Here is a 9,875-nt window from a genome sequence, read left to right as displayed (position 1 = left end):
GATTGATTCTTTCACCACGACAGGGCATTTCGCTTCTACGACTCGATCACGTTCACGACCCGATCGGTGCATTCAGGTTTAAGGTGTGTCCCGCCCGGCCTATCGTTTTCTCGGGGATGTTGTGGACGGTGAATAGTTTGACGGGCCACCTGCTTCCGTAGCCTGTGGGGTCGGTGGTAGTTCCAGTGGCGGATCCAGTCTGAAGGTCGCCGCTAAGGCTTCATCGCAGGTGTAGGTATGTCAGTGTGGACGCGCGGGGCCGTACGCGCATTCTTTCTTGCGGGGTTCGGTTGCATCGTTCGACTGGGCCGTTGGTCTGTGGCCGGTCTGGTTCGCTTTGCTTTGATGTCAGGCCGCGAATCTGCACGAAAAGCATTGAGCGGTAACGGCATCCGTAGTTTTATAACACGCGTGCGAACGTGATGTCATGGGTGTGAAGTGGGTTTTGGCGCGATCGAAGTATGCCGAGACGTCTCCGTGTGGTTCTCGTCAAGGATTTCCGAGTACCCGAGTCTGATGTGTTCGTCGTCGGCCTATTGGGTGAACGAGAAGCCTCGGGGGTTTTGTTCTACCTTGTGACAGTTGCAGATCGTGCGTCCCGGAATTGTCGGTTGCCGACGCAGTCGGGAATTCAGATGAGCCTTTTTGACGTCGATGTAGATCAGATCCGCTGGAGTAGCATGTTCGTATCCGCGCGAGTGTGGACGTCGCACACCGAGCCTGTCGCACACCGAGACTAGTGTTCTCATCGGCGTCACGCAGCAGCGCCATCCGATGTCGGCATTGGACTGCCGGGACGGTGCTGTTCGCTGTGTGCGGGTGGTAGACGTTGAGCTAGGTCGCCAGCGACGGAGGAAGCGCAGATTGATGATTCGGCGTTCGGTGCGGTTCGGTGTCCTGCCGGGGCCGCGGTGGAGCATGCTTGAGTGGTTGGCCATTGCTGCAGGGCCTCCGTCGCGGTAATTGTCAGCCCTTTTCTTGACTGTGGTCGGTCAAACCTGGAATCGCTAGGTGTCGCGGCAGGTCAACCATCCGCTGTCGACATTCGGTACCGCGAGGTCGAGTTCGTCCGTTCGGGGTAGATCGAGACATTAGGGTGTGATTCGAGAGCCTCTCGGTTGTCGGTGCAGTTGTAGCAAACGCACCGATACCGGAGGCTCTCACTTGCCTGTCGCTGCCGCGCTGTCCAAAGCGTGGCAGCGGGGTTCGCACCTCTGCTATTGGAAGAATTTGGTCGTGGGGTGAAGCTGCTGATCGAGTACGTCATAGCCTGCATCCACTCTTATTACCTGACCAACGGTCGCGCGAAAACCCTCGTCTGCGGCAACCGCAGCGATGGTTGTCGCCACGTCGACGGTGTTCATGATTCGCCCAACGACCGATCGATCTTGGGTGTAGGTCTGCAATGCTTCACTGATGTAGGGCGATGAAGCGTCTGTGCGAACCATTGCAAGCGCGACGGTATTGACCGTAATGCCGTGCTCAGCAGCGTAGGCGGCCACGTGGCGGCTAAAAGTGTTCAGAGCTGCCTTGGCAGTTGAATGCGCAGCGGTACTTCCAACTGAGTCTGCGGCTGTACTTGAAATAAAGACTATTCGGCCGGTTCGTGAGCGTTGCATGATGGGCAAAAGGCTTCTGGTAAGAAAGAAGGCCCCTGCGAGTTCCCCGGTGACCTTGCCTATGAACGCGTCCCATGGCACCGACAGTAGGGATTGAAACGGGGGGTCCACAGTGTTTGCGTTGCAGATCAGGGCGTCAATTCGGCCGTGTCTGTCGAAAGCCTGCTGAACAAGCTCATTGACCTGGTCTTCGTTGGTCACGTCTGCTTGTTGAGACTCTGCGGTACCTCCAGCGCCAGAAATGTCAGAAACCACACCGTCTGCAGCAGCTTTATTTGACCGATAGTTCACAATGACGTGGTAGCCACGTCGCCCCATCGTTCGAGCGGTCTCAGCGCCGATTCCGCGGCCTGCTCCGCTGATCAGCACCACTGGGTTGCTGTTTGTCACTTGGTTCTCCCTGATCGGTATGTGATTTCAGTAGTCTGGGCGATCTGAGGAGCCGTGCGTTGTCAGTCTTTTGTTAGCGCTTGAGAGGCGTCACGGTGGCGATGTCGCCTCCGTTTACGCGACGTCGACGTCGGCGGCGGGTTCAGAGGGGAATGCAAGGCAAATGACCGCGCTTGCAACGAGTGTCACAGCAATAACGGTGGTGCTGAAGACGAGCGCGGAATCGTAACCGCTCGTTTCGGCTACCCCGAAAAAGACTGCGCTCAGTCCGGCAACACCGAGCGCCGCGCCGAACTGCTGGCTCGTCGTCCAAATCCCGGATGCCGAACCTGCGTAGTTCGGCGGCACAGTGGTCAGGAACAAAGTCGTGAGAGTGGGCATTACAAGGTTCATGCTGACACCTATCGCGAACAGGCCGGGGAACAAGACCCATGGATTAACCGTGTCTGTCGCCGTCTCGGCGGCAACCATCACGGCGGTCGTGCCTGCGGCACCGAGCAGGCATCCAGCAACCACCACCAGCCGACCGAATCGAGAGATCAGCCTACCAACGAACGCGGCCATCGCGAGACCACCTGCTGAGAACGCAATAGTGACGATGCCTGCACGCAAAGGCGAGTAATTGCGGCCGTCTTGCAGCCACAGGATGAAGACAAGCAGGAAGCCGCTAAAGGCACCGAATGCGACAAGTTGAACAATTAGCGCGACGCTGCTGGTTCGCTCTCGGAACAGTCCGAGCGGCAGGAGCGCACCGGCGCGGCGAGTCGGATCACGGTGCTCGACGACCGCAACTCCAAGGACAGCGGCAATGCCCGCCGCCAATAACGCCCAGATCCAGAGGGCCCAATTGTATGCGCGGCCTTCGAGGAGAGGGAAAACGATAGCGACCAACCCGGCGGTCAGAACACCTGCGGGGAGCCAACGGGCCTTGAGTGCATCGGGAGTGCGGTTCTCTGGGATGAGCCACCAGCCAAGTCCCATCAATATCACCGCAGCTGGCACGCTGACCCAGAAGATCGATCGCCAGCCCAAAGATCCTATATCGGCGGTGATCAAAACACCTCCAAGCAAAAGCCCGCCGGCCTGTGCTAGTCCAGCTACGACTCCGAATAGCCCAAATACGGTAGCCCGCTCGCGGCCTCGGAACAGGCTGTAGAGCGAGCTCATGACCTGTGGGGCGAGTATTCCTGCCGCAATTCCTTGGGCGGCGCGGGCCGCGATCAGTTCACCAGCACTCTGTGCCAGCGCAGACCACACCCCGGTGAGGGCAAATGCCGCCAGTCCAACGATGAACAGACGCTTACGTCCCCACAGATCACCCAGTCGAGCGGCAGTGATCAGTGAAACTGCGAAGGCCAGGAGGTACGCCGTTGCTATCCAGCTCATTTGTGATGGTGTTCCGGCCAGGTCGACCTGAATGGCAGGGATTGCCACATTCACGATGGTCACGCTGAGCAGGTCAAGCATAAATCCCAGGACCAGGACGATCATGGCGAGCCAGCGTCGTGGGTACAGCTGGTCGTTTGGTTTCTCGGTTGCTGAAGAAGTCGCGGTCATGGTTGATGCTCCTGTTCAGGCGAGTATGATTGGTACACGATTGAATCGATGTGACAACTATCTTGCAAGAGAAAGTATGTCATCGAGACGAGATACTATGACAGGAGCCGGCCCATGGCAACATCAAGTACTTCGAGTGGCGTTGAGGCGAGAATCGGAGATGCGCTCCTGCGGTACGCAGCTGCGTCGGCCAGGATTCAGCAGGTGCACGCCGACGAACTGGGACTCACGTTGAGTACGTGTGAGGCAAACTTCTACAACTTGCTCCTGCTGCACGGTCCGCTCAGTCCGGGATTGCTCGGGCAGCTCACCGATGTAGCGTCGTCAGGAACCACGACCGGGGTAATCGACCGACTTGAGAAGGCCGGGTATGTCGAACGCGCCCGGTCGACAGAAGATCGCCGCAAGGTGATTGTCTCGTTGAATCCGGACAGAGCCGATCCGCATGATGTCGAGCGCACCGGGCGACTGTGGAAAGTGCTAGACCATTTCGACGAGACCCAGCTTGCCGTCATTGCTGACTTTCTGAGTAAGTTGGCGAAAGTCGAATCGCAGGCGGCCACGCCCCCTGACTTTCCCTACGCGCAATCAGACTGACTTTCACTCAGATCAGAATACTCGTAACTCGCTGCACGCCCAAAACTCAAAGATCTGCTGCGAACCGTGATCTCAAAGCTGACGGCTTCAGGCATCACCGTTGAGAACGGTTCCTGGCTGCACCGATAGTGAGTTCCATTGCGACAGTGGAGCGTGGGATGTCTCAGATGTTGTTGCGCTGAAACGGCTTTACCGGTGTGGTGGCCCATGCCGGTGCTTCACCCGGAACGATCTGGCGATCACCGAATGGGAAAGATTATCTGGGCGGCCATGAAGGATCGAGGTATCTTTCCATGCCGCGAAGGGCCAATCCGGTCACGAGAGTGATCAGGCGCGTCGGTGGACCCTATAACATCTGTGGGTCAGTTTGGAGATGGAACTTGTCGCCGTTACAAACTGAGGCAGAGTGTGGGTGCCACCCTCCGCTGATGGGCTGATCGCGTTAGCGGTCGACGAGTTTTCGACGCCTCTTCGACGGTGCGGTCGTCCTCCGTTCGTTCGCTACTGATTATGTCGAAAAGGCATCGTTTCGTTTGATACCAGTCGCTTCGCCTCAAAACCCGCGCTACTCGGCAGGCAGATGGCATTGCCAGTACTTCCTTTCGTTTCCTCGTGCTCGGCCACCAACTTGTCGATCACCTACACCGTGGCGGGGATTTGCGTGTGGTTCCCGACCCGCGTGGGATGCTTTGCAGTCCAATTCACTCCTGAGCGCAACGAGTAGCAGGCACGATGAACTTTTGCTTGAACTGTGCGATGTGCCGGTTGCATCCCTGACGGTCGAGCATCTGCTCCACTGGAACCCGTGGTGACCGTGGGTAAGCAGTCCGCAGGCTGAACATCGGACCCTCGATGTGCCCGTGCTGGATGCATCGTATCGATGGGCCGCTAGTATCGCCGATGCGAGAGAGCTCACTCGCCAAGTATCTCGGCTACACGATATAGTGATCGGGACGACAAGAATCGCTCAGTACTGTGGCCAGGAAAGTGGGAGTCGGATGCTTCAGCAGAACACCACCAAGCGAATCGGATACTGGTTCTTGCACTTGCACGAGAAGTTCGAGGTGGGCACAGCCGAGGCACTTCAGGGTGAACGCTTGAGCAGGCGTCAGTGGCAAGTCCTCCACGCATTAGCGATCGGAGTCGACACCGTGGACGATCTCGACATAGCCTTCGCGCCATTTCTTGCCTTCGATCGCGTGTCTTCGTATAGCTTACTGGTGGCCGAATTGACTCAGCGAGGTTGGGTAAAGGAAGAAGGTCGGTCGATACGTTTGTCTGAGTCAGGTTTGGCCGCACATGCAAGGGCAGAGATCCTCGTCGAGGAGCATGCGACGCATTCGTTAGCGGGTATCACTGAAAGTCAATTTATCGCAGCCAATGAGGTCCTAAGTAGGATTGCGCACAACCTTGACAGTGAAGAATCGCAGCGTGAATAAGGACGATGAGGTCGACGGCCACGGATTGCCCGCGACGCATATCCAATCGGCAGCTGCGTTCAGCTATCGACCTGGCTGGCGCGAAACCCCATCTGATGAATGTCTTTGCGCTCAGAATCTGGGTTTTGCGTTGCATGGAACCAATCGGTTGGATGTTATCCAATACTGCCGGTCCGGGGGGCATTCGCGCAAGACCCGCGCCCCAGAGTGCCTCTGGCGTACCATGCTTGCTGCAATCTATGCGGACCAATTTGGTAGTATAGAAACGCTTCTCGAACAGCAAGGAAACCAAGCTGCGAATGCTGATCTAATGCTGGCCCGCGCAAGAGCTGAATTGCTTATGGGCAGTTCGGGGCGGGCCATCAACGCACTGGCACCGTTCGTCAATAATGCCAGGTGGTCGGGCCGTGGCCCGATTGCATTGAGTTGGATCACCGAGGCGCTGGTGCAAATAGGCGACCTGCGCACCGCGCGTCAGTTGCTGCGTGATCGAGGAACGGTCGGAACAGGTACCATTGACCACGCGCACGTCTTGATGGCGGAGGCAGCACTCGCGCATGCTGAGGGAGATCTCGCTCAATGTGTTACAGACTATCTGAAAGTTGGCCGCATCCTTCTGGGCCTCGGCATCACAAATCCCGCCGTGTTCCCATGGCGTTCAAGGGCGGCTTTGACGGCGGTTGATGCAGGACGGCTCGACCTTGCGACTGCCCTAGCCGAAGACGAGTTGGCGTCATCGCGTAAGTGGGGATCTGCCAGCTCTGTTGGAGCTTCGCTGCACGCTGTGGCTATGGCACGCCGCGACGACCATTCGTCAGGGCTCCTGGAAGACGCAACTCAGCTTCTGCGTACGGTGGGCGTGCAATTTGCGTGGATGGCGGCACAATGTGATCTCGGTAGGTTGCAGGCAATCGAAGGCAGTTACGCCAAAGCAGGTACAACCCTGGGCGCGGTTGCCGAGGCGGCCACAACTGCCGGATGGACTGGTCTCTCTGAACGCGCGTGTACTGCTATGGAGGCGGTGGACAATTTGCGCGCGATGACTGCACTGACTAAGCAGGAACAACGCATTGCATGCCAGGCTCTGAACGGCAGCAGCAACAGAGATATCGCGCGGAACCTGAACCTTACTGTTCGAACAGTTGAATTCCATCTTTCAAATGTTTACCGTAAGTTAGGCATCAAAGGCCGTCGGCAGCTTAATAGTGATTCTCTGCATTTAGGGCCAGGGGCTTTACCAGCGGGAAGTTCCACGGAGTGGTTGCTCCTGGGGGAGGTGGGATAGCAATGGCTCGACGGTGTCCAGAATGAATTTTATCGGTCAATTTACTGCTTCACAGGTCTAGTCGTAAGTCTCCAAAATGATTGTTGGCAGATGTACCGAGGATTCATTTAAGAAGCACCAGTTCTCGTATTACCGTTGACGGAGAGACAACGCGAGACATTGGATGCGCTCTCGCGAGCTCAAGCGACTCCGCGCCAGGAGGTGGTGCGCGCGACAAAGCGTCGCTGATAAGAGCCGACGGACTCGCCAATATTGCGGTCGCGCGGGCATTGTCGTCAGTGGCGAATTGGCGGGCGAGGTTCTCGCTGTGGATCAGCGTTGGGAGATCTACGAATTGCATATCAACGGGACTGAGGAGCTGGGCCACATGACACGTATCGGGATAATAGTTGGAAGCACTCGACCGGGCCGGCGGGGCGAAGAAGTCGCGAACTGGGTGCTTAAGGTTGCTTCCGAACGGAAGAGTGCGACATACGAGATAATCGACTTGGCCGATTTCGAGCTGCCGATTCTCGACGAGCCGATCGCTGCCGCGATGGGTCAGAACTACCAAAATGCCCACACGAACGAATGGTCGGCCGCGATCCAATCTTTTGATGGCTATGTAATTGTGACGCCCGAGTATAATCATGGCCCAACGGGTGCCCTCAAAAATGCGATCGACTACCTCTATCACGAGTGGCGAGACAAAGCCGTTGGCTTCGTGGGGTACGGCCTTCTAGGTGCGACTCGTGCTGTTGAGCAGTTGAGGCTCATCACTGCAGAACTCTATCTAGCAGGAGTTCGCGATCAGGTTGCGTTGTCTCTATTCACTGACTTTGACAGTGACGGAAACCTAAACCCAGGAGACCACCACGAGCCGACGCTGACGAAGCTTCTCGAACAGGTTGAAGCATGGACGAACGCGCTCGCTCCGCTCAGGACGTCAGCGAAATGATGACAGCAAGTCTTGTCGATCAATCAAACGTGCGTGGGCTGAGGCAGCAAGACGGTCGCTAAATATCCGCCCGTGATTTCTATTCTAGCAGCGTTATATGGCACCTTCCGATCGCCTCGCCAGATTTTGGATCGAGCGGAGATAAGTGAACTGATCGATCGATATATGGTTGGTGCTGACACGGCCGACGATGAGTCGCAAGACTCGACGTGGTACCGGCAAATCTTCTCCGATAGTCCACGCCTCTCTTTCCCAATTGGCGAGCAAATTGGTTTTGAAGGACTTGCAGAGTTCCACCGTCTGGCCAGGCTGTCATGGCAGGCTACACATCACGTCAGCGCGAATCACATTATTGATGTGGACGGCGACTCAGCCCGGGTCAGGGTGCAGTTGATCGGAACCCACGTTTCACACGGTGCCTTGGGCGGCGAGCTTCTCCGGGCAGACAGGTTCGATATTGGGGCCTACTACATAGGTTCAGCGTTGCGTACGGATTTTGGTTGGCGGATTGACATGCTGACCTTCACGATCGTGTGGGAGTCAGGTCTGGCAACGCCGAGAAAGTAGGCCGGTCGCGGAGCGCAAGCGAACGCGCGTTCGCCAGGGTCCAAGACATCTTCGCCACCGGTATCTGGCTGATGGGCCAAAGAAGGCCCCGGATATTAGCGCTAGAAATGTAAGATCCCTTTGCTCATCTCTGCTATCTCTTCAAAGAAAGGTGGTCCGGTGACAAGCGGAGTGCCCGAGGATGCACAAGTTGTATTGAATGCTAGGAAGGACGCGCTTGATGTAATCAGGAGAAAGGTAATAACGCTCACGGTATTCGCACTATTCATTCTATGTTGGATACCACTTTCTGCACTAACTATCCTCGGCGGCGGCGGCAACGCCTCATCTGGCGATGTAGGCGACGTCCTCTGGCAGGTTTACTACGAAATTTCTGGTCGGATTACCTCGTCTGAAGCGTTCGATGGCGTGATTGCATGTCTTGGGGTGTGCGCGACAATGACGGTTACCTTGACGGTAGGACGGGCTAGGAATCTCGATCTGGTCCAAAAGGTTCAACATGCCGTGTGGAGGAACTGTTTGAGTGGGGTTGCGTATGTGGCAGCCGTGGGGTCACTGGTGATGGCCGCACTGACTTCGATCAGCGGCGGACCGCGAACCAGCTCAGGGGTATGGACCTTGGCTCTGTTCTTTGCGGCAGTGTGTGTGATGCTGGCGTCTTCTATCGCGGCCGACTCGAACGAGACCGATCTGCTGACCCGATACAACGTTTCAGACGCGAGGCTGCGTAGAGTGATTCGCCGCAGGCGACGGATCGGTTCCATGGCCTACATCAGTCGGGACTTTGCGCGCTTGCCGCGCAAATCTCGTGTGCTGCGAGGATACATCTTGCGGGCTACGGCCATCGGGTCAATGCCTGCGGTCGTGTTGACCAGCCTGTCATTGGCTATCTCAATCGCTCGGGGTGCGTCGCACTCGCTGGGTCTAGAGGACGCCCGAAGAGTGATTGCTCTGGCTTCAATCGGTAGTGTTGCTGCCTTAATCGTAGGGTACTACTCGTATCTTCGATGGGTTGGATACGATACCTCTAGAGAAAAGTGGCAATTACTATTCAAATCGTACGTCATTAGGTCATATGGATTGGCGCTGGTTCTTCTGATTGTGTATGCCGGAAGCGGCACGTGGTTAGCATTCGGTGTACTAACATTCTATCTTCTATCCGTGCCAATTGGCGTGTGGACGGTAATCCACCTGTCACGAGTCCGTCCGCAGACGCGCCTCATCGGATGGTTTGGGGCACCATTTTGGGGTGCGGTTTCGATCAACCTTGAGCAGGCGCGACGCCGCCAATCGGGTGCTAGAAGAGAGGCGCGTGAAGCCTTGAACAGGCTAGGCCAATAGCAGCTTTGATTGCGGTCATTTTGGAACTGTGGACTATCACCGATTTTGGATAGTAAGTTCGGGCAGTGAGGTTCACCCCGGAAAGTGGACAGTGGTTACGCGGCCATGGTGGGCGCGTTCAGTGACTGTTCGTAATTGTGGGG

Annotated in this window: 7 protein-coding genes; 5 read left to right on the top strand and 2 right to left on the bottom strand. The window is 56.6% G+C overall.

The window, feature by feature from the left end; translation table 11 throughout:
* Positions 1-1,217 precede the first annotated feature (1,217 nt).
* Both R4P57_RS26685 and R4P57_RS26680 read right to left on the bottom strand, forming a co-directional pair.
* Complete coding sequence (locus R4P57_RS26685; RefSeq protein ID WP_317805908.1) at positions 1,218-2,009, bottom strand: SDR family NAD(P)-dependent oxidoreductase; 792 nt, start codon at positions 2,007-2,009, stop codon at positions 1,218-1,220.
* A 114-nt stretch (positions 2,010-2,123) separates the two neighbouring features.
* On the bottom strand, positions 2,124-3,566 hold the full coding sequence (locus tag R4P57_RS26680) for an MFS transporter (protein WP_317805907.1): 1,443 nt from the start codon (positions 3,564-3,566) through the stop codon (positions 2,124-2,126).
* A 204-nt stretch (positions 3,567-3,770) separates the two neighbouring features.
* On the opposite strand from R4P57_RS26680, the gene R4P57_RS26675 reads away from it, so the two are divergent.
* The 5 genes from R4P57_RS26675 (at position 3,771) to R4P57_RS26655 (ending at position 8,391) form a co-directional block, all read left to right on the top strand.
* Positions 3,771-4,163: a MarR family winged helix-turn-helix transcriptional regulator gene (locus R4P57_RS26675; protein ID WP_317805906.1), complete on the top strand. Its 393-nt coding sequence runs from the start codon at positions 3,771-3,773 to the stop codon at positions 4,161-4,163.
* Between the two features lie 998 nt (positions 4,164-5,161).
* Positions 5,162-5,602 (top strand): hypothetical protein, encoded by a 441-nt coding sequence (locus R4P57_RS26670; RefSeq protein ID WP_317805905.1) that lies wholly within the window; start codon positions 5,162-5,164, stop codon positions 5,600-5,602.
* Positions 5,595-6,887, top strand: coding sequence for a helix-turn-helix transcriptional regulator (locus R4P57_RS26665; protein ID WP_317805904.1), 1,293 nt, complete (start codon positions 5,595-5,597; stop codon positions 6,885-6,887). Before R4P57_RS26670 ends, R4P57_RS26665 begins: the two co-directional genes overlap by 8 nt.
* Positions 6,888-7,194: 307 nt before the next feature.
* Positions 7,195-7,824 (top strand): NAD(P)H-dependent oxidoreductase, encoded by a 630-nt coding sequence (locus R4P57_RS26660; protein WP_317805902.1) that lies wholly within the window; start codon positions 7,195-7,197, stop codon positions 7,822-7,824.
* A gap of 72 nt (positions 7,825-7,896) precedes the next feature.
* Entirely contained in the window at positions 7,897-8,391 is a 495-nt protein-coding gene (locus R4P57_RS26655) for a nuclear transport factor 2 family protein (protein WP_317805901.1), read from the top strand.
* Positions 8,392-9,875 lie beyond the last annotated feature (1,484 nt).

This window comes from Rhodococcus sp. IEGM 1330 (assembly GCF_033142445.1).
Taxonomy (GTDB): domain Bacteria; phylum Actinomycetota; class Actinomycetes; order Mycobacteriales; family Mycobacteriaceae; genus Rhodococcoides.
This window is presented reverse-complemented; position numbering and strand designations above follow the sequence as displayed.

What these genes read in the sequence shown, in the direction of transcription:
- R4P57_RS26680 (WP_317805907.1), bottom strand. Translation starts at nt 3,566, where the DNA reads ATGACCGCGACTTCTTCAGCAACCGAGAAACCAAACGACCAGCTGTAC.
- R4P57_RS26670 (WP_317805905.1), top strand. Translation starts at nt 5,162, where the DNA reads ATGCTTCAGCAGAACACCACCAAGCGAATCGGATACTGGTTCTTGCAC.